Below are 22,460 nucleotides of genomic sequence, written 5' to 3'. Positions count from 1 at the left end.
TTATATGAAATCTCATGATGTGGATTTTCAATTATATGGGAATGATATGCAATTTGTAGAAATAGAACTTGATCCAAAGGAAACTGTAATTGCAGAAGCTGGAGCTATGATGATGATGGATCAAAATATTGAAATGGAAACTATATTTGGTGATGGCAGCAAAAAAAGTAGTTCTGGCTTATTTGGAGCTCTTGGTGGAGCAGCAAAAAGAGTTCTAACTGGTGAAAGCTTATTCATGACTGCATTTACTAATGCTGGAAATAATAAAGAAAGAGTTTCTTTTGCATCTCCTTATCCTGGTAAAATTATACCTGTTGATTTATCTCTTGTCGGAGGTAAGTTGATATGCCAAAAAGATGCTTTTTTATGCGCTGCTAAAGGTGTTAGTGTTGGTATAGATTTTAGAAAAAAGCTTAGTGTTGGTTTTTTTGGTGGAGAAGGATTTATTCTTCAAAAACTAGAAGGTGATGGATTATGTTTTATTCATGCGGGTGGTACTATAGTAAAGAAAGAATTAATACCTGGACAAAAACTTAAAGTTGATACAGGATGTTTAGTTGCTATGTCTAAAGATATTCATTATGATATAGAGTTTGTTGGTGGAATAAAAAATACACTTTTTGGTGGCGAAGGTATTTTCTTCGCAACTCTAACTGGCCCTGGAGATGTGTGGATACAGAGCTTACCATTTAGCAGATTAGCTTCTAAAGTATTTGCTAGTGCTCCTCAAAATTATGGAGATCAAAGGGGTGAAGGAAGTATTTTAGGATCATTTGGAAATATGTTTGAAAAATAAATATTAATAAAAAAGAGGCATAAAGCTTATATTAAGCTCTTGCCTCTTTAAATTTTTTATCTAGTAGTAAATGACCATAGATTTTTAGTTTCTTTCATAAATACATCTATATCCCAAGTCATTTTACTTCTTTCTTTGCTATCTGAATCATTTACAATTATCTTTCCATCTTTATCTACACCTGTAAGTACTATATAGTGGCCTTGTGTTGTGAATTCTCCAGGACCCATACTAGCTATAATAGGTTGGCCTTTTTTCAAAGTAGATATTATTACTGGCTCACTCAGTGGCAACTCTTTACCTCTTAATCCAAAACTTTTTGCACCTTCTGTCATAAGACTCCAACTAGAACCTACCCCATCTACTAAGTATCCATTTTTAAGGCTAAAGTCTACAACTACCTTAGGATTTATATCAGTATTATCTGTAAGTCCAACTGCAACCATCGCTAAAGACGTAGGGCCACATCCATTGATTGCTATAAAATCTGGTCCATATTTATTATATCCCCACCTTTCATCCCATTGAATGAAAAGAGGTATTTCCCCTTTTTTATAATCATTTTTTATAGATATTTTTTCATCATTAGATGATGGCTCCTGATTAACATAGTCAGCAACAAAATCTATAGTCTCGACTTTTTTAGCAGCTAACTCTAATAACTGCTTAGGATATGAACTTAAATTACTTAATATTTTATTTACCTCTGGATATTTGTCAGATATCTCAAGCAGTTCTTGTATTGTCGGGTCTGTTGAGCTTAGTACTTCTACTGGTATTTCTTCTTTTTCTTTATTCGATACCGCTTCTTGATTTTCTATATTTGAAGATGAGTCACTAAATGACTTAACTACTTTACCAAAACCTACATAAATACCAACTGCTATGACTACAAACAAAAGTGAGTATTTAACATTACTTTTAATTTTTCTTTTATAACTCATTGTTGTCTTCCCTTCATCTGCCTAATTTTTCCTATTAACACGAGTATATAAGCCTTATTTCTATAAAATATCCTAAAAATGTAAACAAGTCGTAAAAGCTTTTTACTGAAGTTATATATACTATTCTATATAATTTTATTCATAGTTGCAATATTTTATAAAAAAATACATTAAATTACTTAAAAATACATAATAATCTATTTTCTACTTATCAATAAATTATTATTTTCGAATAAAATTTTATAATTATCATAAATAAATTTCAAAAAATAAAAAAAGATATTATTATAATTTTATAATAATATCTTTTCTATATAATTAATAAATCTATATTCTATTTTCCTGCTACAGACAACCCCTTAACTACAACCGATGGAGAACCTACACTATTTAGAGGAAACTTTAAATCGTCTCCAATAATTTCAATATCTTTTAAAAGTTCAAAGAAATTACCAGCTATTGTTATTTGTTCAACAGGATAGCTTCTCTTACCATCTTTTACATAAAAACCTTTAGCTGCTAATGAAAAATCTCCTGTTATTGCACTAGCACCAGAATGAAGTCCTGCAAAATCTGTAACAATTAATCCTTCCCCTATATAACTAATGAGTTCATCCAGTGATTTATCTCCTTTTTTTATATAAAAGTTTGTAGGCGACACCTTTACAGTCGATGCATAAGAATCTTTAAATCCATTACCTGTAGTTTTTGTACCTGCCTTATGTGAAGTTTTTAGGTTATGAAGTAATGTATTTAATACACCTTTTGATACAACTTCCTTTTTAAAAGTAGCCACACCTTCGTCATCAAACGGAGTTGATGCTAATCCATTATCGAGTAAAGGGTCATCAACTATTGTAACTATTGGCGCTGCAATAACTTTTCCCTCTTTTCCTTTTAATAGTGATAGGCCCTTTTGTGCAGTGTCACCACTAAATACTTCTGAGAATGTATCCATAAGAGATACCATTGCATCATTATAGATTATGGTTTTATATTTTCCTGAAGGTATACTTTGCCCACCTATCTTAGATAATGCATCTTCAACACCTTGTTTTGCTATTTCTTTAGGATTAATTTCATCTAAAGATAATGCTGTTATATATCCCATACCATCATACTTTTCATTATTTCCCTCTACTACAGGTGCTACATATGCTAGCAATAGGTTATCTTTGTTATTTAATTCTAGACCTTTAGTATTTGACAAACCATAGTCAGAACTAGAATAAGATATTTTGCATCCGCTTATATTTACAACTTTATCTGAATAATTTTTAGCTTCTTTTTCCATATCAATAGCTAATTTTATTAGTTTTCCTGCATCTATATTTTCTAGTTCCAAAGAATATGTATTCACTTCATTATATACTTTATCACCTTCATAAATAAATTCAATTGAATCATTTTCTATAACTGAAGCAGCATCTTTAGCATTTTTAACAAGCATAGTAACAGCTTCTTCATCTAATATTTCAGTAAATGAGTAACCCATCTTATCATCTATTTTCCCTCTAAATGATAAGCCAAAAGATTTATCTAAATTATATTTTTCAACTTCCTCTTCGTATACAGTTATACTTATACTTTCACCTTTACTATAGTAAATCTCACACTCATCAAAGCCAGCTTCTAATGCTTTTGCAAATAATAAGTTTTTAAATTCTTTAAATTCCATCACTATTCCTCCGCTCTTCCACCAACTGTGATTTCTTTTACTCTAATCATAGGTTGACCTACATTTACTGGTATACTTCCTGAAGAAGATCCGCACATTCCTTGCGCCTGCTTTAGGTTATCTCCTACCATATCAATATTCATAAGAACTTCGCTACCTTTACCTATTAAGCTAGCTCCTCTTACAGGTTCTTGTATCTCTCCATTTTTAACTAAGTATCCTTCTGAAACTGTGAAGTTAAACTCTCCAGTCACTGGGTTTACAGACCCTCCACCCATTTTTTTAGCATATAGACCGTCGTTTATTGATTTTATGATATCCTCTGGCTTATCTTCTCCTGGCGCTATATAAGTATTAGTCATTCTTGAAGTTGGAGCATATTTATAACTTTGTCTACGAGAATTACCAGTTGGCTCCATTCCCATTCTTCTACCATTTAATTTATCTACCATATAAGATTTTAATATCCCATTTTCTATTAAAACATTTTGCTTTGAAAAATTACCTTCATCATCAATATTTATAGAACCCCACTCATTAGGAAGCGTTCCATCATCTATTGCAGTTACCTTTGTAGATGCAATCTGATGTCCAAGTTTATCAGCAAACACTGAGTTTCCTTTTGCCACAGAAGTCGCCTCTAATGAATGACCACAGGCCTCATGAAATATAACGCCTCCAAAACCATTATCAATTGCTACCATCATATTCCCTGCTGGACAATTTTTAGCATGTAACATAGTATGTGCAGTCCTTGCAGCTTCTCTTCCATAGTATATTGGATCTATTTCTTCAAAAATTTCAAAACCTTTATATCTTCCTGGACCTTCAAACCCTGTCTGATTTTCATTACCTTTTGATGCTACAACGCTTATACCAAGTCTAGTTCTTATTCTTCTATCTTCTGCATATATCCCCTCTGTATTTGCAACCAATATCTTTTGATCTTTATCTACATACGTCACACTTACTTGTGATATGTCATTACTGTAGTCTTTAGCACTTTTATATGCATCCTTTATTACTTTTATCTTCTTTTGATAATCTACTACATTTGGATATACCTCAATATTATGTATATTAGGTATCTTAATGGTATTATCTAGTATTATATTTTTTTCTTCTCTAAGTTCTCCAAGTGCAAGTGCCGCTTTATATGCAGTATCTAATAGTCCAGAAACTGTATTGTCATTAGTATAAGCGTATACACTTTTAAGACCTTTAAATATCCTTAGGCCAATACCATAACTTCTACCTCCTATAGCACTATCAACCTTACTATCTAATATTCCAATAGAATTACTTATCACATCTTCCTCAAAAATCTCAGCAAAATCCCCTCCTGTGACTAGACATTTTGCCAATACTTTTGAAGCTATCTCTCTTGAAATCATTCTTACCCTCCTAATTTATATATATTTCTAATATATGTACAAACATTTACATTAAGTGTCTTGATTATAAAGATATTAATTTATCCTTATAAGTATGTATAAACTATGTTCTATTCATCATAATCATTACTGGTTAGTAATTTAATTATACCTACATCCAATACAAGTTGAAACAATATATTTATTAAAATAAAATATTTATTTTAGAAATATTTTTATCTGAATATTTTTAATTTTACAAAATGTGTTACCATATAGTTATAGAAATATAAAAGGGGGAGCGGTATAAAATGATATCTAATAAAATGAATTCTCTTCTCAGCAGTAATTCTACTATAAGGGCAATGTTTGAAGAGGGTAAAAAATTATCTAGAATTTATGGAAGTGAAAATGTTTTTGATTTTAGTATAGGAAATCCAAATGTTGAACCTCCAGAAGCTATAAAATCAATAATAAATGAAATTTTAAATTCTGAGTCTCCAAATTTAGTACATGGATATATGAATAACTCAGGTTATGAAGATGTTAGAGATGATATATCTAAATTTCTTAATAAAAAATACGATTTAAATCTTACTTTTGAAAATATAACTATGACCTGTGGTGCTGCCGGTGGATTGAATATTATCCTAAAAACCCTTTTAAATCCTAATGATGAAGTCATTGTATTTGCACCATATTTTGGAGAGTATAAAAATTATGTAAATAACTTTGACGGAAAACTTATAATAGTACCTACCGATACTAGTACCTTTGAACCAAACTTAGAATATCTTAAATCAGCAATAACACCAAAAACAAAAGCAATTATTATTAATACGCCAAATAATCCAACTGGAGTTATTTACTCAGAAACCTTATTGGAAAATTTAGGTAAATTACTTGATGAAAAGCAAGAAGAGTTTGGAAGTAATATATATTTAATATCTGATGAACCTTATAGAGAGATCGTATATGATGCAGCTACTGTACCATGTATATTAAAATACTTTAAAAACTCTTTTATAGGATATTCTTACAGCAAATCACTTTCACTTCCAGGTGAGCGTATAGGGTATGTTGTTACAAATAGTAGTATGTATGACTTTAACAGTATTATATCTAGTCTAAACATCGCAAATAGAATTCTTGGATTTGTAAATGCACCATCACTTTTTCAAAGAGTAATTGCAAAATCTCTAGAAATAGAAATTGATATTAGTATTTATAAAAAGAACTTTGATCTCTTATACAATCATTTAGTTAATTTAGGTTTTTCTTGTATAAAACCTTCTGGTACTTTTTACTTATTCCCTAAAAGTCCAATTGATGATGATATAAAGTTCTGTGAGGATGCTAAAAAATTCAATTTATTGTTAGTTCCTGGATCTTCATTTGGATGTCCTGGTCATTTTAGAATATCTTATTGCGTATCATACGATACAATAAAAAATTCTCTACCAGCTTTTGATAAACTAGCAAAACTTTATAAGTTGTAAATCATTAAAATACAAAAGGTTAGGTAGAATATCATCTAACCTAACCTTTTTATGTTAATATTTTTTATTTGTGAATAATTTTATCATTTGCCACCCTTATCTATTAAATTCTTAAACATTTGATGTAATCCTGTACTAGCTAAACCACTAAACATACCTGCAAGAACTATATTTGCATTTATAGATTGGTGTATTAATAGATTAACTCCTAATCCTAAAATTAACATAATTAATGGTATATATTTATTCGGGATAAAGTCCAAACTAGTCTTAATTACATAACCTACACATAAACATATTCCAATTACAACTGGAACACAAAATTGTTGTAAAAAACCTAAATCCATGATTTTATACACCTCCACCATATAATATGATATTTCACGACAAAAAGTTATCTATATTTATTAAAATAAGAAAATTATTTATTAGTTTAGATATAAAAAGTGCCACACTTATTATTTAAATAACAAGAATGGCACTTTTATTAATTTATTTTATTTCGTCTTTTTATAAATAAAGTTTTGTTTCAATCCTTCTATCATACTCTGACCAAGTATCAAATTTTGTATTTTCTTTTATCTGCTCTATTTTATTCATAGTAGCATCTATAGTATCTGCGTAATTTAATATAAATGACTCTTCCATATTAGCTGCCCTTGGAGATCCATATTCAATTTTTCCGTGATGCTGAGTAATACAACCTTTTATCCTCCTTCTGAAATCTTCACTAAAAGGAACCCCTGCATTAATAAATGCTCTATCAATCATCTGAACTCCGATTACAATATGTCCCTCTAATTCTCCTTCTAACGTATATTTAAAAGGCCCATTGTAATCTAATTCATATATTTTACCAATATCATGTAACTTTGCACTCAAAACAGCAATTTCCCTTCGTCTACAATTATACCTATCACAAAATACTTTTGTTAAATACATTACATTAAGCGTATGTTCCGCTAGTCCACCAATATAGTTGTGGTGCATGGAAACTCCACCAATGCCTTTTTTAAATTTTTCTATGAAATTTTCATCTTTAAAGAAATAATCATTTAGTTTTCTACCTTGAGGAGAGATAATACATTCTCTTGTTATATCTTCTATATCTTTCATTATTTCTTCTACTGGTCTTTTTACACTTGGAAGATAATCTTCTATATTATAATTTTTTATCACTTTTAAACTTGAAACATCTATTACAAAATCTTTAGTTCCCTCTATATCTACTACTTGACCAGGTTCTAATTTAAGCTTAGCTGCAATTTTAGCTTTTATGTATCCACTTCTATCGCTAAGAGAATATACAAATTTATTTCCATCCTTATATAATTTTTTCATTATCATAAGAGATATTTTAATATTTCCATCTTTTAAATCATCTAAAAATACCTTCTTTTCTGCCATATATTGATTCTCCTTTTATTAAGACTAAAAACAAAAGGCCCTAGATTGAGAGTCTTCACTATCAAATCTAGCGCCTTATGCAAAAGACATAGGTTATAGCCTAAGCTTTTTCCCTCTTTTTGATTTTATTAAATATAATTTATAGATTAGTTGATTAATTCATCCTTTGGTAATTGAATGTTTAAGCTAATCTATTGTACTAAAATGAGGTATTTTTAATACATTATATATTTAATATGATATTTTATTTAAAATATCTAATCATCCTAAACTCCCAAAGGTTACTATCAAAAGGTTAGAATTTAATCTAGCTTTTGTATAGTGAGTATTAGAAATAGTTAATATTAATTAACTATAATTATATATTAACCACAGATTTTATTTTTATACTTAAAACTCATATGGTAAATTTAAGATGTATTTTATTAAAATCCATATCTACAATTCTTATTATTTTACTATTTTAATTCTAACTTCGCAGATTCATAATCATATATTATTTGTCCACAATCTTCTAATTCATTTAAGATTACTCCCATACTATTTTTATTTAAAAATATATTTCCATTTAGATCTATAATTTTTAAGCTAATATCCTTATATTTATGAATCATCTCTTCTGTAAAATTATCATCTCGTATTATATTGTAGTTTTTATCTAAATAAACTTTAAACAACCAAGGCATAGCTTTATCACTCATAGCCATCACAAATCTATCAAAAAGTAATAATCTTTCATTGTTTTCCTCGATTATCATAAAATCCGGACTATTTTCTATCGTCTCATCTATAAACTTATTGTACTTTTTCAAATTACTCATATATTCTCTCCTTAAGATTCTTCTAAAATCACCAATTTTATTTATTTTTTAATCTTCATTAATTGCTATAATTAAAAAAGAGCATAAATAAACTTGCTTTATACAAATTTATTTACACCCATTAAAATTATCTATTTTCCATACATAATTCTTTACTTAATTTGGATATTCCAGTTCTAACAGCTACTTCTGCTACTTCTTTTGCCACAGCATCTGCTACTCTAGTATCAAAAGCACCTGGTATAATATAATCTTCATTTAATTCTTCATCATTTATTATTCCTGCTATTGATTTTGCTGCTGCTATTTTCATATCTTCAGTTATATCTTTAGCTTGAACATCTAATGCACCTCTAAATATTCCAGGAAATACTAATACATTATTTATTTGATTTGGGAAATCAGATCTTCCTGTAGCTACTATTCTTGCTCCACCTGCTTTTGCTTCATCAGGCATTATTTCTGGTGTTGGATTAGCCATTGCAAATACTATAGCATCATTGTTCATAGATGCTACCATCTCTTTAGTTACGCAGTTTGGACCAGATACTCCTATAAATACATCTTTATTTTTTATAATATCTGCTAAATCGCCTTTTTCATTGTATTTATTCGTTATATTCGTCATATCTCTTTGAGCATTATTTAACCAATCTTGAGATTTTTCTACTGCTCCATTTCTATCTACAAGAACAACATTACCTACATTGAATTGTAAAAGTAACTTGCAAATAGAAATTCCAGCAGATCCTGCTCCATTTATTACAATATTAACGTCTTCTATTTTCTTATTAATTAATCTTAATGAGTTTAGTATTCCTGCAGCTACTACGATTGCCGTTCCATGTTGATCATCATGGAATACTGGTATATCTAATTCTTCTTTAAGTCTTCTCTCTATTTCAAAGCATCTTGGAGCACTTATATCCTCTAAGTTTATGCCTCCAAAAGTTGGTGCTAAATACTTTACAGTTTTAACTATTTCATCTACATCTTTTGTATCTAAACAAATTGGAAAAGCGTCTACATTTGCAAATTCCTTAAATAAGATAGCCTTTCCTTCCATTACTGGCATAGCAGCTTCTGGACCTATATCCCCTAGACCTAATACAGCAGTACCATCTGAAACTACAGCCACTAGATTACCTTTTGCTGTGTATTTATAAACATCAGCTCTATTTTGAGCTATCTTTCTGCAAGGTTCTGCTACTCCTGGTGTATACGCCGTACTTAAATCATCTCTAGTCTTTACGTTTATTTTAGAGACAACACTAACTTTCCCCTTGTTATTTTCATGCATCTCTAAGCTTAACTTATTATAATCCATATCCTCTTCTCCTAATAACTATGTAGTGTTTTTATATTTATATATTATACCATAAATTAAAAATATTCTATATTTTATTGATGTTATAATAAAATATAGAATATTTTTATGCCATGCCTTATGATATTTTCTCTATAACATAGTCCTCTATCGCTCTAATTACACCATTTTCTCTATTGCTTTTAGCTGTAAAGTTACCATGCTTTTTCATATCTTCATTAGCATTTTCCATAACAAAGCTATAATGGGCTTTTTGAAGCATCTCTACATCATTGTAAAAATCACCAAATACCATTGTTTCTTCATAAGATATATTAAGGTCTTTTTGTATTTTTTCAAGAGCATTTCCTTTGTTTACATCCTTATTCATAATATCTAACCATATTTCTCCTGATACAACTACATTAAGCTCATTTGAGAACTTAGGTTCTAGTATCTTATATGAGTTTTCAGATGAGCCTGATAAATCACATATCGCTATTTTAAATATATCATCATCTATTGTGCATAGATCTTCTACTACTATAGCATTAGTGTAATATTTTATTCTTTCTCTCTCAAACTCCTCGCTACAAGGATTTTGATAAATACCTTTAGTTCCTCCCAATGTTATACCTATGTTTGGTATTTCCATGCAAGTATTTATAATATCATGGACCTTATCTTTATCTATTACATCAATACTCAACACTTGTTTATTTTCGACTACAAAAGCTCCATTATCGCATATAAATTGTAATTTATCTGATATAGGCTTAAATATTTTATAAAGACTAGAGTAAGGTCTTCCGCTAGCAATTACAAATTTAATATCATTTTCCATAAGGTTATCTAGCATAGGTAAAAAATCCTTTGGAAGCTTTCCATTTTCATCTAGTAGCGTTCCATCCATATCAGTAGCAATTAATTTAATCATAATAAATCTCCCTCCAATATATTATTTTCAGTTATTATACTTGTAATTTCATTTACATTTGCAAACTTATAAAATTCATCATAGTTAAATTTTTCTTCTTCCATAACTAGATAAATTTTATTAGAACATTCTATTATCGTTTTCTTTGTATTTCCATCTTCTAAATCTGGACTGCTTATATATCCACTTTCTAAATTCACTCCACATACTCCTATGAATGACTTATCATAAGTAAATTTTTTAATATATCGATCTGCTTCTGTTCCCATAATCGCTTCAGTTTTTTTATTAAACTCTCCACCTATTACTATTATTCTTATATTGCTACTATTTTTTAACTCCATAGCAATTTCTATCATATTGGTTATTATTGTAATATACATATTTTTCTCTAAAAGTATCTTTGCAATTTCTAAGTTTATTGTTGATACATCTAAAAATATTACATCTTCTTCATAAATTAATTCCGATGCTTTCGTAGCTATTTTCTTCTTTTGCTCAGAATTAATCTCTATTCTCTCATTTACTTTCTTAACTTTATTATGGCCTCTTTGAGATATAGCTCCTCCATGAACTCTTTTTATGCTACCTCTATTTTCTAGCACCCTTAAATCTTTTCTTATACAATCCTCTGTAACCTCAAATTTCTTTGCTAATTCTTTGACAGTAGCTCTTCCACTCAACTCTACACACTCTATTATTTTTTCATATCTTTCCTCTAGAAACATGATTACTTCCTCATATTAAATATAGTATATTATTGTTTTTTATTTATTGTTATTATTTAATATTATTATATCACTATTATCAAATTTTGTTTATTGTTTTTTATTATTTTCTATTGTTTATTATTATTTCATATATAAAATATATACAGATCTACTTTTTTAACACAATAAAAGAGAGAGTGAAATATCCAATACTATTTCACCCTCTCCAATTATAAACTTTTATATAAAACATCTATAAAATATTAAACATCTGGTTATAAATTTAAAACTTCCTACTAATACTTGAAGCTACTTTCAAGGTAACTGTTCCAAAAGTAATTGACACACAAGCAAACCATACTATAATACTTACAAAAGGTATCCATAGAAGTACTTTAATAATTACTATCCCAATTAATACTTGTAGATACTCATTTTTCGTACCCAATACAAATCTTCCTAAAAATATTCCTGATATTACTGGGCATAAATAAATCATTATACAGTAAAGTATAGTTAAAATTATCCCAAAAGGTATTCCAATTATAGATATAAGAAGTACTATGCATATCGCAGGAACAAATATTAGCATACAAAGCCCAATTAATATATTTTTTCCTATAGTATTAGGAAGTAGTTTTTCTCGTTCATAGAAAAAGCTTCTAAATATAATAAATATTATTAAACCAAATATCATTGCAGTTACCAAACTTGATATTATATTATAAGCATTGTACATATGGTTTATATTATATTCACTAGACGTGTTAGTTTTACTATAGTCTATATCATTTAGTGTTATTGTTCCTCCTACTATAGGTTCATTTGGCGATTTTACTTCTATTTTTCCAGATAATTTTGCATTATCTGTTATCGTAAGATTCTCACAATTAACCTTAACGTTGCCTTTTACTATACCATCAATAATTATATTCTTTGCTGATATATAAATATCATTTGTTTCTCCTTTGAATACTATGTCTTCACATGCTGCATAAATGGCATTTGATGAGCTCTTACTACTTATGTTAATTTTGCGTCCTGCTACTGTAATGTTCTTAGTATTTAGCACATCTATAGTTATACTTTCTCCTGCAGCTCTTGTGTTACCGGTCACTTCTTCTGATAATACTTTAATATCAGATCCACATGCAATTACATCTCCACCAGTTTTGCTATTTATTACAACAGTTTCTCCAGCTGCATAAATATCACCTGATATATCTTTTTGTGTATCTATATGATTTTCAAATAAAAACAGATTAGACGCACTACTTTCTTCATCTGCGAATATGTTTATAGAAAATGATATAAACATTATCAATGTCAGAATTGTAAAGACTGTTTTTTTCATATTACCCTCCCAACTATTTTTTAAATTCTATCTTAATAATAATTATTAGACTTAATACAAATTTATGATTTTTATAAATTTAGTTAAGGAATATTTATAAATGCTAGTACATAAGTTTATTTTAAATGAATTTTTTATAGTTGGTTGGTGATTGATTGAGACTTTTACGTACTTATAGGAAACCCCTTAAGTTAGAAGTACTTACAAGTTTACTTCTAATTATATCTGCATTGAGTGCTCTTGTTATTTATAACAGCCCACTTAAAAGTGTATACAACTACATATTCAATAGAATATTTTTGGTTGAAGGCTTTTCTCTACACATGTTTGTTAATGATTTTTTAATGGCAATATTTTTCTTAGTGGCAGGACTTGAAATCAAGTATGAAATACTTCATGGAAACTTATCTACTTTTAAAAAGGCATCTTTCCCTGTTATAGCTTCCTTTGGTGGTGTACTTGTACCAGCTTTAATATTTTTCATCTTTAATGTAAATACTCCATTTTTAAGCGGTATATGTATTCCCATATCAACGGATATAGCCTTTGCTGTTGGAATATTTTTCATCTTTAAAAAGAAATTAGATTCAAATCTTAAGGTCTTTTTATTATCTTTAGCAGTAGTTGATGATTTAATATCTATTATTTCAATTGGTGTTATTTACTCAATTGATGTTAACTTTACTTACTTATTGATCGCTTTATTAATATTAATAATTTTGATAGTAGCAAATTTAGTCTTCAAAATAGACAGCGTTACATATTATCTAATTTCTGGTATTTTCTTATGGTATTTTGTTCACCTAAGTGGTATTCATTCCACTATTAGCGGTATTTTACTTGCAATTGCAATTCCGTCTAATAAACGAAAAAGGATAAGTACGTTAGAGAAGCTTCAACACATATTAGTTCCAATAAACAGCTTGTTCATAATTCCTCTATTTGCCTTTGCAAACACTGGAGTTTCTCTTGTCTACAATATAGATATTTCTAATACATATTCTTTAGTTCTTGGAATTGTATTAGGATTATCACTAGGAAAACCTATTGGGATTATGCTATTTAGCTATATTGCTTGTTTGATAGGAATTACAGAGAAACCTAGAAATATAAGTTGGGTATCTGTACTCTTTGTATCTTTAATCGCTGGTATTGGATTTACAATGTCAATATTTGTATCTGAAGTTGCATTTATTCATAACTTTGCTTTAGTTGATATTGCAAAAATGTCTATACTCGCTTCAGCAATAATTTCTATATTATCTACTATATCCGCAATCTTTCTATATAGCTTTATTGAGAAATCAAGAGGTGTTCATAAAATATCATGGGATAGTAGGTATAATATAAAGTAACCACTATAAGGAGGTTGAATTTATTCAACCTCTTTTATCTTCAATCTATTAACAAGTATTTGAAGCTTGAATAGCTTCTTCAACTCCAGACGCTATACAAAGAAACTGCGATATATTTATTAATTTTTCATACTCATCTTTTTTTTCATCAAGATGTTGTGATATAACTAAATAAGAACTAATGCTATTTCTTTTTTCTCTTCCCCATATATTTAAATCGCTGTATTCTTTTATTTCATTAGACATGTGTTCAATTTTATTTACTATCTTAACTTCCTCAAACTCAGTCATTGCTATAGATGCAAAGATAGAATAATTTTTATATGATATCTTGCAACTTTTTTTATTAAGTGTCTCTATTAAGCTTATTAAATTTTTACAACTTGCCATATTTCTATTATTAGATAAGCAAAGTAGTTGTGATATAGCTTGAAGGCAATTCCCTTTATACAATCCATTTTTATTCAAGAACTTATAACATTCTTCCATATATTCTAAATCTCTCTTTAGATCAGTAGAGTATATAGATATTATTGCTGCATTACAATAATCATCACTAGACGTTAAATATGGATGCTTTTGATTCATATAATCATATATATATTTAATATTTTCAACAGATGTGTATATATTTATTTTGTTTCTATTTTTATAGATTACTAGTGAAGCAATAATAAGATAATCATTTCCCCAAAATCCTTGGCTCTTTAAAGTTTTAAAAATCTCTAAAATCACTTTGAATGCTCCTACTTTATCATCTTCAAAAGACAATAAAGTAGCTACATAAATCATACTAATCCCTCTAAACTTTGAAATTATAATAGTACTGTCTTTTATTATATCTATACATTCATCTACGAGCTTATGGTTTATAGCTTTATCATCAATAGTAAAAGCTAATGCACATCCTTGGCCAATAATATTCCAAGATTTTTTGGTCATTTTTAATTGTTCATTATTCTTAATTAATAAATTAACCTTATTCTCTAGTAAATAATTCTTCATATTCTCACCCCTATATACCCTTATTTTAGCAATAATTATCACTCATATATAGTGATTTTTTCATTTTATAAATTGCATAAGTTAGCTTATATAACTTATGTAATTATAAAATAGTAAAAAAGGCTGGCTTATATAATAAGCCAGCCTTTTTTACTATTTTAAATTACCTTGTTGTTTATTTATTTCTACTTGAGTTTTTATAACTTCTAGTTGTCTTTTTAAATCATCAATTTTAATTTTTATTGCCGTTAACTTAGCTTCTATAGCAGTTTTACTCTTCTCATCAGAAGTACTATTAAGACCTTCTTCTGTTTGAGCATATAGAGACTCTAATATCTCAATCTTTTTGTTTATTTTATCATAAACTGCTTGAGGATTACGAAATACTGCATCTCTTTTATTTTCTATCAACGTCATAAGTTTGTAGTAAATAAAACAAAGTATAATATTAAATATTAAATCAAAAATAAGTGAATTCATCTGCTTAGTAGCTACTATTGCTACAGCAAATGATATTATATTAAATATATATAAATTACTTAATATTCTCTTATTTTCTCTACTTTTATTATCATCTTTGTAACTCATAAATTTAAAAGGTAAAGCAATTGTTATGATCGGTAATAAAAATATTATATTCATCTCTAGTGCTGCGTACACAACGCTTAATATCACTAAAAGAACTATCGACTTGCTTATTGAAACTACTTTTTTCATCATCCTATTCTCCTTTTATATATCGTAAAGAATATAATACTACAGCTATATACAATATTCAAGATTATTTTTATATAATTTACATATTATGTATAAATTCTGCAAGTGTTAACTAAATAATATTTAATTTTTGTTTCTTAGAATTTCTTGTACAATATTTAGGAATTTACTTGCAGTTTCTGCATCTTCATTAGCAATCCATAACATTGTATCTTTCAATTTAAACCACTTTACATCAATACTTACATTTTCATTTCTAATTAATTCTATTGTATTTATCTTGTCCATTATATCATTAATTTTTACTGGAGAATATTTCGTATTATTTTTAGCATTCTCTTTTAGTTCTATTATCAATTCATCTATACTAATCTTACTGCCAATAATATTTTTATTATAGTTTTCTATAATATCATTTCTATAAGCTTCAAGCTTGTTTTTTATAACTTCAAGATCTTTGCTTGTATAGTTCCAAACCTTATCTTTACCTATCTCATCAATACTTTTAATCTTATCTCTATATTTATCTACTATTTCTTCAACTGCAATAACAATCTCTAAATAGTTTCTAGATTTTAAGATATCTTCACATCTTTTTATATCTGCATCTATTAATATTAATAATTTATCCAATATATTCACATCTCTTTCTTTAAAGTATTATGTAAAAAAGCACTATCTTAGCTATATAGTACCTATCGAACTTAATATATAAGTTTCCATACTATATAACTTAGATTAGTGCTTTTAAATAATTTTTATATCATATTACTTTGTATTTCCATACATTAGTTTTAATTGTTTTTGTATATCTTTATTTTCTAAGTACTCTTCAAGAGTAGTTTTTCTATCCATTATTCCACCAGGAGTTATTTCTATTATTCTATTTGCAAGAGTTTGTATCATCTCTTGGTCATGAGAGTTAAATAATAATACTCCAGAGAACTTTTCTAAACCTTTATTTACAGAAGTTATAGATTCTAGGTCTAAGTGGTTAGTTGGATCATCTAATACTAATACGTTTGAGTTAGCTAACATAAGCTTAGATAACATACATCTAACTTTTTCTCCCCCAGATAATACTTGAGATTGCTTTAAAGCTTCTTCTCCCGAGAATAACATTCTACCTAAGAATCCTCTTATAAAACTTTCACTCTTTTCTTCTGAGTATTGTCTTAACCAATCAACTAATGAGTATTCAATACCATCAAAATATTGGTTATGATTTTTAGGAAGGTAAGCTTGAGAAGTAGTTACTCCCCACTTAAAAGTACCGCTATCTGCAGTATCTTCTCCCATTAATATATTGAATAAAGTAGTTATAGCTATTTCATCTCCCATAAATGCTACTTTATCATCTCTATCTAATCTGAAAGATACATTATCAAGTACCTTAACACCATCAACAGTTTTAGTTAATCCTTCAACTTCTAATACTTCATTTCCTATTTCTCTTTCAGGAGCAAATCCAACATATGGGTATTTTCTTCTTGATGGTTGTATATCTTCTAATTCTATTTTATCTAATTGTTTCTTTCTAGATGTTGCTTGTTTTGCTTTAGAAGCATTTGAACTAAATCTTGCGATGAAGTCTTTTAATTGAGCTATCTTTTCTTCAGCTTTTTTATTTTGATCTTTAGCTAATTGTAATGCTAATTGGCTTGACTCATACCAGAAGTCGTAGTTACCAACGTACATTTGTATTTTACCAAAGTCAACGTCAACTATATTTGTACATATTTGGTTTAAGAAATGTCTATCATGCGATACTATTATAACGATAGAATCTTCTAAATCCATTATGAAGTTATTTAACCAGTTTATTGATTGGAAGTCTAAGTGGTTAGTAGGCTCATCCATTACTAGTATTTCAGGTTTACCAAATAATGTTTGTGCAAGTAATACTTTAACCTTTTCTCCACCTTTTAATTCTTTCATTTGCTTATAATGCATCTCTTTATCTATACCAAGACCCATTAATAATCTTTCTGCATTAGTTTCTGCATCCCATCCATCAAGTTCAGCAAACTCACCTTCAAGTTCAGCAGCTTTTATACCATCTTCTTCAGAGAAGTCTTCTTTCATATATAATGCATCTTTTTCTTGCATTATTTCATATAGTCTTGCATGTCCCATTATAACAACATTTAGAACTGTATCTTCTTCGTATTTAAAGTGATCCTGTCTAAGAACTGACATTCTCTCTTTTTCAGTTATAGATACATTTCCTGTATTTGGTTCTATATCTCCAGCTAATATTTTAAGGAAAGTAGATTTTCCTGCTCCATTAGCACCTATTATTCCGTAGCAATTACCTTTAGTGAACTTTAAGTTAACATCTTTGAATAACTCTTTATCACCAAATCTAAGTCCAACATTAGTAACTTGTAACATTCGCGTAATTTCCTTTCTTATCCGTAATTTTTTCCTATTATACAACATTATCTATCATATAACAAATATTAATTTTAGTCAACCAACTACTGGCTTTAATTAGTATATTTTTCTTTATTATATCTTGGCAAAATTACATGCAGGATAAGTACATATTTCACAGTTCATACAAAGACCACCATGACCATAAGAAGCAATATCTTTTTTAGTTAATCTATCATCTATCAACATCCTTGGTAATATTACATCAAATACAGTTGTTTTATTATACATTGCACATCCTGGTATTCCCATTATAGGTACTTGTCCATGATATGCAAGTAAAAACATTGCTCCTGGTAATATTGGTGATCCATATGTAACTAATTCTGCTCCAGTTTCCTTAATCGCAGTTGGCGTTACATCATCTGGATCTACACTCATTCCACCTGTACAGCATATTAATTCTGCGCCTTGATCTATAAAGTCCTTTATTGCATTCTTTATTATCTCTTTATCATCAGGACATATAGTTTGTCCTATAACTTCACATCCAAATTTACTTACCTTATTTTCTATAACAGGTCCAAATTTATCTAATATCCTTTTATGGAATACTTCATTACCTGTAGTAACTATCCCTACCTTTTTCGTCTTATAAGGAATAACATTAATTATTTTTTCCCCGCCTAAAACGACTTTGGCTTCGTCAAGCTTTTCTTGCGATATTACTAGAGGTATTACCCTTGTTCCTGCAACTTTAAGTCCATTTTTTACTTCATAATTATTGTGTAGTGTAGCCATCATTATATCATCTATACAATTAAGTTCTAAAAGTTTATCTACATTAATTTTTAATAATCCATCTACAGTTGAGATAAAATCTATTTTCCCCTCTTTTATATCACTAAATTCTAGATTTTCACCTGCAGCTATATCTTTCAAAAATACTGCAGCATCATTTTCATGTACCATTCCCTCTGTCTGTTCCCATACATATAAATTATCTTTGCCTATAGATAGTAATACTGGTATGTCTTCTTCTCTTACAACATGCCCTTTCTTAAAAACTCTACCTTTAAATTCACCTGGAACTATTTTAGTTATATCATGGCATAATATATGCCCTTCTGCATCTACTGTTTTTATCTGTCTCATGCTATACTCCTATATATTTTTTATAGTCTTCTTTGGTATCAATATCAATCAACATACTGTCAGGTACGTTTATATATTTCACTTTAGATGTTTTACTTATAATCTTTTTACCCTTCTCATCTTTTTGTAATAATATTAATTCATCTTTTTTGCTATATGGAAAAATAACCGGATTTCCCTTCCTTAAATTATTTTTAGGCATCACTATATATTCTTTATCTTCAGCAAATTTATCAATTATTTTATTGATATATTTACTATCAATAAAAGGTTGATCTCCCACAAAAAACATAAACCCATCACATACTGAACTATTTTTAATTCCAAGTTTTATCGATTCACTTTGGCCTATATGTGCATTTTCGTTATATATCGCTATAAAATTATACTTTTTACTTAACTTAAGCACTTCTTCATATTGACTAACAACTAAAACACTACCAAAATTACTTTTTTCAACTTCTTTAAAAACATGTTCTATAATTGGTATTCCATTATAATCTAATAATAATTTATTCTCACCCATTCTTGAAGCATATCCTGACGCCATTATTATTGCATTTATCATATCATTACCCTCTATACATATTTATAAAAGTTTTTATGTATACTTCCAAAATATATAGTAATATCATGTTTTTCTTCGCCTAATAACTTAACTAACTCTTTTGCCAATTTTTCTGTGTTATCATCTTCTACCTTATTTATAAATAATATTTTTTTCCCACTAGCATTTTTAAACAATCCTTTTTTATTTAATATTATTTTTTTCAAATGAATAAGGTCAACTTTTCCACATCTATTATTTGTTATCTCTTTAAATTTGCTTAATCTATGTATATTATCTTGATTGATATCCATGCCATGTGAGGATATATCAATAATACCTACAGTCATAGTACTTTTTCTATAAACAACTGGCTCATACTCATCCCAACCTTTTAGTTTTTTCTTCTTTGATCCATCACCTTCAATAAGTATTAATTCAAAATCACTTACAATTGTATTTAGGTCATCTAAATTAAGTCCAATTATTTTATTTTCGTTATTAATAAACTTACCACATACTGTTATTCCATCTTGCACCTCTATATTAAAGTTTTCTAAATTATTAAGCATATACATATGGTTAAAATCTACTTTATCAGGTACATATACTTTGGTAGTCGTAGTAAGCAATACCTTAAATCTATCTTTATAATAATTTGCAAAATAATTAATAAATGATGTCTTTCCTCCTGCTCCTACAACAGTTATAATATCATTTACCTTAATATCTAACATTTCTCCCAAAATCATTTAATTCACCTCTGTTTTGCTATAATTATTATAACATTTTATATGATATAGTAAAAAGATTTAATTTACAAAAATAAGAGTAGGTATTTTATTTACCTACTCTTATTTCTTTGATATATCTGTATTTTGAAATAATTAAAGACATATTAGTATTATTACTAATCATGCCTTAATAATTTATATACTATCTTTTTAGTTGTATGCTAAAGCGACTCTAGATAATCCATTTAAGTCTTCCTTTACATATAAAGAGAATATTAACTCGTATGTATTATCATTATCTTCTTGAATTTTTGTTAGTACCTCGTTTAGATAAATTAGCATTTTATTTTCTTCACAGTTGTTTTTATCTAGCTCAACAAATACTATACCTTTTTTGCCTATAAACTCAGCACCTATACTCTCCATATTATTTAAAATAGTATTAGCTATCTTGTCTGAATCTTTTATATTATCGAATTCTTCATAAGAGTATTTTATACCTTTATCACTAGCTAGAACTTCTTTTAAATCTGTAACATCGATGTTTATCATACAATGGTCAGATATTGATTCAATCATTATATTTATTAAAGATACTATTTTTTGTAGATTATTTGCTAAGTTAAATTCTCTATTTACGCCTAATTCATCTTTGTTCTCTTTATCTGATGTATTAAGTCCTATGCATAATACTCTTCTTTCACTAGCCATATAAGATATAGCTTTAACAATTTCTTTAACTCTATTATCTTCAGTGCTATAAGTTAAAAATAAAACCTCTACTCCATCTAACAGTTGTCTAACATACTCTTTGTCTACATCTTGCTTTATAGTTATTTTTTCAATATCCATATTTTCTTTTACTTTATCGTGCATAGAATCTAAGGCTTTTATACCTTCTTCTCCTATACCTATTATCTTCGCTTCTTTAGCAATACTTTCCATAGTTAATAATATCTCCTTACTTATTATGTAATAAATGCATTTTACTTAAAATGCATTTTTTATTAATTTGTAATACTTATTTTCTAATATCTTAAATAATGGTACTCCTATTATAGTTATTACCACAAATTGTCCAAAACCTACCTCTAACATAGAAATTAAAAATGGCATTCCAAAGAATATATTTAGTTCTGCACCTATTATTATAGCATTTACAATAGTGGGCCACAATGATGCAATAAATATACTACCTTTTTTATCTTTCATAATCTTAGAAGTTAAGTATACTAAATAAGTACTTATAAATGTAGCTGTTGTTCCAAAAATAGTATCCGCTACTCCATAAGGACTTATTACATTAGCTAAAAAGCACCCTAATGTAAGACCTAAAATATATTCTTTACGAATAAATGGTAATAACACCATAACCTCTGCTATTCTAAATTGAATTGGACCATAACTTATAAAAGATAATGCCAAAGTTATAGCTGCATATGTTGATGCAACTACTGCTGTTGTTACCAATTTCTTTGTATTTTGTCTCATGATATTTCTCCTTTTTAATAAATTTTTCATTTGTAAAATATTTATACATTAATAAACTAAAAACATAAAAAAACCGTAGATAATCTACGGTTTTATGTACAACAATTAATCATATTTATTATTATATAACTCTCACCGTAGTTTTATTTAAAGACAGGAGGTTTACGAACTGTCTTATTAAGTTTACTAACCTAGTATATACTATACCTTCTATAAATTCAATATAACTCCTATTACTATTTTATTAATCTAACT

22 protein-coding genes are annotated in these 22,460 nt (G+C 28.1%); 3 read left to right on the top strand and 19 right to left on the bottom strand.

Features of this window, described 5'->3' with window-relative positions; translation table 11 throughout:
* Positions 1 to 4: 4 nt before the first annotated feature.
* Positions 5 to 796, top strand: coding sequence for a TIGR00266 family protein (locus tag CHL78_RS06865; RefSeq protein ID WP_094369663.1), 792 nt, complete (start codon positions 5 to 7; stop codon positions 794 to 796).
* A gap of 56 nt (positions 797 to 852) precedes the next feature.
* Here the strand turns inward: CHL78_RS06865 and CHL78_RS06860 are convergent, their stop codons facing one another.
* From CHL78_RS06860 to CHL78_RS06850, 3 genes are all read right to left on the bottom strand, one after another.
* Positions 853 to 1,740 (bottom strand): C39 family peptidase, encoded by an 888-nt coding sequence (locus CHL78_RS06860; RefSeq protein WP_094369662.1) that lies wholly within the window; start codon positions 1,738 to 1,740, stop codon positions 853 to 855.
* Between the two features lie 334 nt (positions 1,741 to 2,074).
* A complete protein-coding gene (locus CHL78_RS06855; protein ID WP_094369661.1) occupies positions 2,075 to 3,418 on the bottom strand; it encodes a TldD/PmbA family protein in 1,344 nt (447 codons plus the stop codon).
* A 2-nt stretch (positions 3,419 to 3,420) separates the two neighbouring features.
* Entirely contained in the window at positions 3,421 to 4,812 is a 1,392-nt protein-coding gene (locus CHL78_RS06850) for a TldD/PmbA family protein (RefSeq protein WP_094369660.1), read from the bottom strand.
* 290 nt (positions 4,813 to 5,102) lie between these two features.
* Between CHL78_RS06850 and CHL78_RS06845 the strand changes: the two genes are divergently transcribed.
* Positions 5,103 to 6,290: a pyridoxal phosphate-dependent aminotransferase gene (locus CHL78_RS06845; RefSeq protein ID WP_094369659.1), complete on the top strand. Its 1,188-nt coding sequence runs from the start codon at positions 5,103 to 5,105 to the stop codon at positions 6,288 to 6,290.
* Between the two features lie 83 nt (positions 6,291 to 6,373).
* Here the strand turns inward: CHL78_RS06845 and CHL78_RS06840 are convergent, their stop codons facing one another.
* From CHL78_RS06840 to CHL78_RS06810, 7 genes are all read right to left on the bottom strand, one after another.
* Entirely contained in the window at positions 6,374 to 6,637 is a 264-nt protein-coding gene (locus CHL78_RS06840; RefSeq protein ID WP_094369658.1) for a phage holin family protein, read from the bottom strand.
* Positions 6,638 to 6,800: 163 nt separating this feature from the next.
* Positions 6,801 to 7,697, bottom strand: coding sequence for a 3'-5' exoribonuclease YhaM family protein (locus tag CHL78_RS06835; protein WP_094369657.1), 897 nt, complete (start codon positions 7,695 to 7,697; stop codon positions 6,801 to 6,803).
* A gap of 458 nt (positions 7,698 to 8,155) precedes the next feature.
* Entirely contained in the window at positions 8,156 to 8,518 is a 363-nt protein-coding gene (locus CHL78_RS06830) for a hypothetical protein (RefSeq protein WP_094369656.1), read from the bottom strand.
* A gap of 127 nt (positions 8,519 to 8,645) precedes the next feature.
* Positions 8,646 to 9,845 (bottom strand): NAD(P)-dependent malic enzyme, encoded by a 1,200-nt coding sequence (locus CHL78_RS06825; protein WP_094369655.1) that lies wholly within the window; start codon positions 9,843 to 9,845, stop codon positions 8,646 to 8,648.
* Between the two features lie 118 nt (positions 9,846 to 9,963).
* The gene (locus CHL78_RS06820) at positions 9,964 to 10,761 is read right to left on the bottom strand and encodes an HAD family hydrolase (RefSeq protein ID WP_094369654.1); all 798 of its coding nucleotides are present in this window, start codon (positions 10,759 to 10,761) and stop codon (positions 9,964 to 9,966) included.
* Entirely contained in the window at positions 10,758 to 11,489 is a 732-nt protein-coding gene (locus tag CHL78_RS06815) for a DeoR/GlpR family DNA-binding transcription regulator (RefSeq protein ID WP_094369653.1), read from the bottom strand. The genes CHL78_RS06820 and CHL78_RS06815 overlap by 4 nt, the downstream gene beginning before the upstream one ends.
* A gap of 265 nt (positions 11,490 to 11,754) precedes the next feature.
* Entirely contained in the window at positions 11,755 to 12,825 is a 1,071-nt protein-coding gene (locus CHL78_RS06810; RefSeq protein ID WP_094369652.1) for a bactofilin family protein, read from the bottom strand.
* A gap of 155 nt (positions 12,826 to 12,980) precedes the next feature.
* On the opposite strand from CHL78_RS06810, the gene nhaA reads away from it, so the two are divergent.
* The gene (gene nhaA / locus CHL78_RS06805) at positions 12,981 to 14,180 is read left to right on the top strand and encodes a Na+/H+ antiporter NhaA (protein WP_094369651.1); all 1,200 of its coding nucleotides are present in this window, start codon (positions 12,981 to 12,983) and stop codon (positions 14,178 to 14,180) included.
* Positions 14,181 to 14,228: 48 nt separating this feature from the next.
* On the opposite strand, the gene CHL78_RS06800 is transcribed toward nhaA, so the two are convergent.
* The 9 genes from CHL78_RS06800 to CHL78_RS06760 form a co-directional block, all read right to left on the bottom strand.
* Positions 14,229 to 15,185 carry a DUF4003 family protein gene (locus tag CHL78_RS06800; RefSeq protein ID WP_094369650.1) on the bottom strand — a complete coding sequence of 319 codons (957 nt, stop codon included), beginning with the start codon at positions 15,183 to 15,185 and terminating at the stop codon, positions 14,229 to 14,231.
* A 153-nt stretch (positions 15,186 to 15,338) separates the two neighbouring features.
* On the bottom strand, positions 15,339 to 15,902 hold the full coding sequence (locus CHL78_RS06795; protein WP_094369649.1) for a hypothetical protein: 564 nt from the start codon (positions 15,900 to 15,902) through the stop codon (positions 15,339 to 15,341).
* Positions 15,903 to 16,025: 123 nt separating this feature from the next.
* Positions 16,026 to 16,535 (bottom strand): hypothetical protein, encoded by a 510-nt coding sequence (locus CHL78_RS06790; RefSeq protein WP_094369648.1) that lies wholly within the window; start codon positions 16,533 to 16,535, stop codon positions 16,026 to 16,028.
* Between the two features lie 135 nt (positions 16,536 to 16,670).
* The gene (locus CHL78_RS06785; protein ID WP_094369647.1) at positions 16,671 to 18,296 is read right to left on the bottom strand and encodes an ABC-F family ATP-binding cassette domain-containing protein; all 1,626 of its coding nucleotides are present in this window, start codon (positions 18,294 to 18,296) and stop codon (positions 16,671 to 16,673) included.
* Between the two features lie 117 nt (positions 18,297 to 18,413).
* The gene (locus CHL78_RS06780) at positions 18,414 to 19,433 is read right to left on the bottom strand and encodes a molybdopterin-binding protein (protein ID WP_094369646.1); all 1,020 of its coding nucleotides are present in this window, start codon (positions 19,431 to 19,433) and stop codon (positions 18,414 to 18,416) included.
* Position 19,434: 1 nt separating this feature from the next.
* Positions 19,435 to 20,001, bottom strand: coding sequence for a molybdenum cofactor cytidylyltransferase (gene mocA / locus CHL78_RS06775; RefSeq protein WP_094369645.1), 567 nt, complete (start codon positions 19,999 to 20,001; stop codon positions 19,435 to 19,437).
* 11 nt (positions 20,002 to 20,012) lie between these two features.
* Positions 20,013 to 20,732, bottom strand: a complete 720-nt coding sequence (gene yqeC / locus CHL78_RS06770) for a selenium cofactor biosynthesis protein YqeC (RefSeq protein ID WP_094369644.1) — start codon at positions 20,730 to 20,732, stop codon at positions 20,013 to 20,015.
* Between the two features lie 192 nt (positions 20,733 to 20,924).
* Complete coding sequence (locus tag CHL78_RS06765; protein WP_094369643.1) at positions 20,925 to 21,659, bottom strand: cell division protein; 735 nt, start codon at positions 21,657 to 21,659, stop codon at positions 20,925 to 20,927.
* 45 nt (positions 21,660 to 21,704) lie between these two features.
* Positions 21,705 to 22,205, bottom strand: coding sequence for a QueT transporter family protein (locus tag CHL78_RS06760; RefSeq protein ID WP_094369642.1), 501 nt, complete (start codon positions 22,203 to 22,205; stop codon positions 21,705 to 21,707).
* Positions 22,206 to 22,460 lie beyond the last annotated feature (255 nt).

The organism is Romboutsia weinsteinii (assembly GCF_002250835.2).
In the GTDB taxonomy this organism is placed as follows: domain Bacteria; phylum Bacillota; class Clostridia; order Peptostreptococcales; family Peptostreptococcaceae; genus Romboutsia_A; species Romboutsia_A weinsteinii.
This window is presented reverse-complemented; position numbering and strand designations above follow the sequence as displayed.

What these genes read in the sequence shown, in the direction of transcription:
- CHL78_RS06835 (WP_094369657.1), bottom strand. Translation starts at nt 7,697, where the DNA reads ATGGCAGAAAAGAAGGTATTTTTAGATGATTTAAAAGATGGAAATATT.
- CHL78_RS06765 (WP_094369643.1), bottom strand. Translation starts at nt 21,659, where the DNA reads ATGGAAAGTATTGCTAAAGAAGCGAAGATAATAGGTATAGGAGAAGAA.
- CHL78_RS06815 (WP_094369653.1), bottom strand. Translation starts at nt 11,489, where the DNA reads ATGTTTCTAGAGGAAAGATATGAAAAAATAATAGAGTGTGTAGAGTTG.
- CHL78_RS06830 (WP_094369656.1), bottom strand. Translation starts at nt 8,518, where the DNA reads ATGAGTAATTTGAAAAAGTACAATAAGTTTATAGATGAGACGATAGAA.
- yqeC (WP_094369644.1), bottom strand. Translation starts at nt 20,732, where the DNA reads ATGATTTTGGGAGAAATGTTAGATATTAAGGTAAATGATATTATAACT.
- CHL78_RS06795 (WP_094369649.1), bottom strand. Translation starts at nt 15,902, where the DNA reads ATGAAAAAAGTAGTTTCAATAAGCAAGTCGATAGTTCTTTTAGTGATA.
- CHL78_RS06845 (WP_094369659.1), top strand. Translation starts at nt 5,103, where the DNA reads ATGATATCTAATAAAATGAATTCTCTTCTCAGCAGTAATTCTACTATA.
- CHL78_RS06800 (WP_094369650.1), bottom strand. Translation starts at nt 15,185, where the DNA reads ATGAAGAATTATTTACTAGAGAATAAGGTTAATTTATTAATTAAGAAT.
- CHL78_RS06825 (WP_094369655.1), bottom strand. Translation starts at nt 9,845, where the DNA reads ATGGATTATAATAAGTTAAGCTTAGAGATGCATGAAAATAACAAGGGG.
- CHL78_RS06855 (WP_094369661.1), bottom strand. Translation starts at nt 3,418, where the DNA reads ATGGAATTTAAAGAATTTAAAAACTTATTATTTGCAAAAGCATTAGAA.
- mocA (WP_094369645.1), bottom strand. Translation starts at nt 20,001, where the DNA reads ATGATAAATGCAATAATAATGGCGTCAGGATATGCTTCAAGAATGGGT.
- CHL78_RS06760 (WP_094369642.1), bottom strand. Translation starts at nt 22,205, where the DNA reads ATGAGACAAAATACAAAGAAATTGGTAACAACAGCAGTAGTTGCATCA.
- CHL78_RS06780 (WP_094369646.1), bottom strand. Translation starts at nt 19,433, where the DNA reads ATGAGACAGATAAAAACAGTAGATGCAGAAGGGCATATATTATGCCAT.
- CHL78_RS06785 (WP_094369647.1), bottom strand. Translation starts at nt 18,296, where the DNA reads ATGTTACAAGTTACTAATGTTGGACTTAGATTTGGTGATAAAGAGTTA.
- CHL78_RS06840 (WP_094369658.1), bottom strand. Translation starts at nt 6,637, where the DNA reads ATGGATTTAGGTTTTTTACAACAATTTTGTGTTCCAGTTGTAATTGGA.
- CHL78_RS06850 (WP_094369660.1), bottom strand. Translation starts at nt 4,812, where the DNA reads ATGATTTCAAGAGAGATAGCTTCAAAAGTATTGGCAAAATGTCTAGTC.
- CHL78_RS06865 (WP_094369663.1), top strand. Translation starts at nt 5, where the DNA reads ATGAAATCTCATGATGTGGATTTTCAATTATATGGGAATGATATGCAA.
- CHL78_RS06810 (WP_094369652.1), bottom strand. Translation starts at nt 12,825, where the DNA reads ATGAAAAAAACAGTCTTTACAATTCTGACATTGATAATGTTTATATCA.
- CHL78_RS06820 (WP_094369654.1), bottom strand. Translation starts at nt 10,761, where the DNA reads ATGATTAAATTAATTGCTACTGATATGGATGGAACGCTACTAGATGAA.
- CHL78_RS06860 (WP_094369662.1), bottom strand. Translation starts at nt 1,740, where the DNA reads ATGAGTTATAAAAGAAAAATTAAAAGTAATGTTAAATACTCACTTTTG.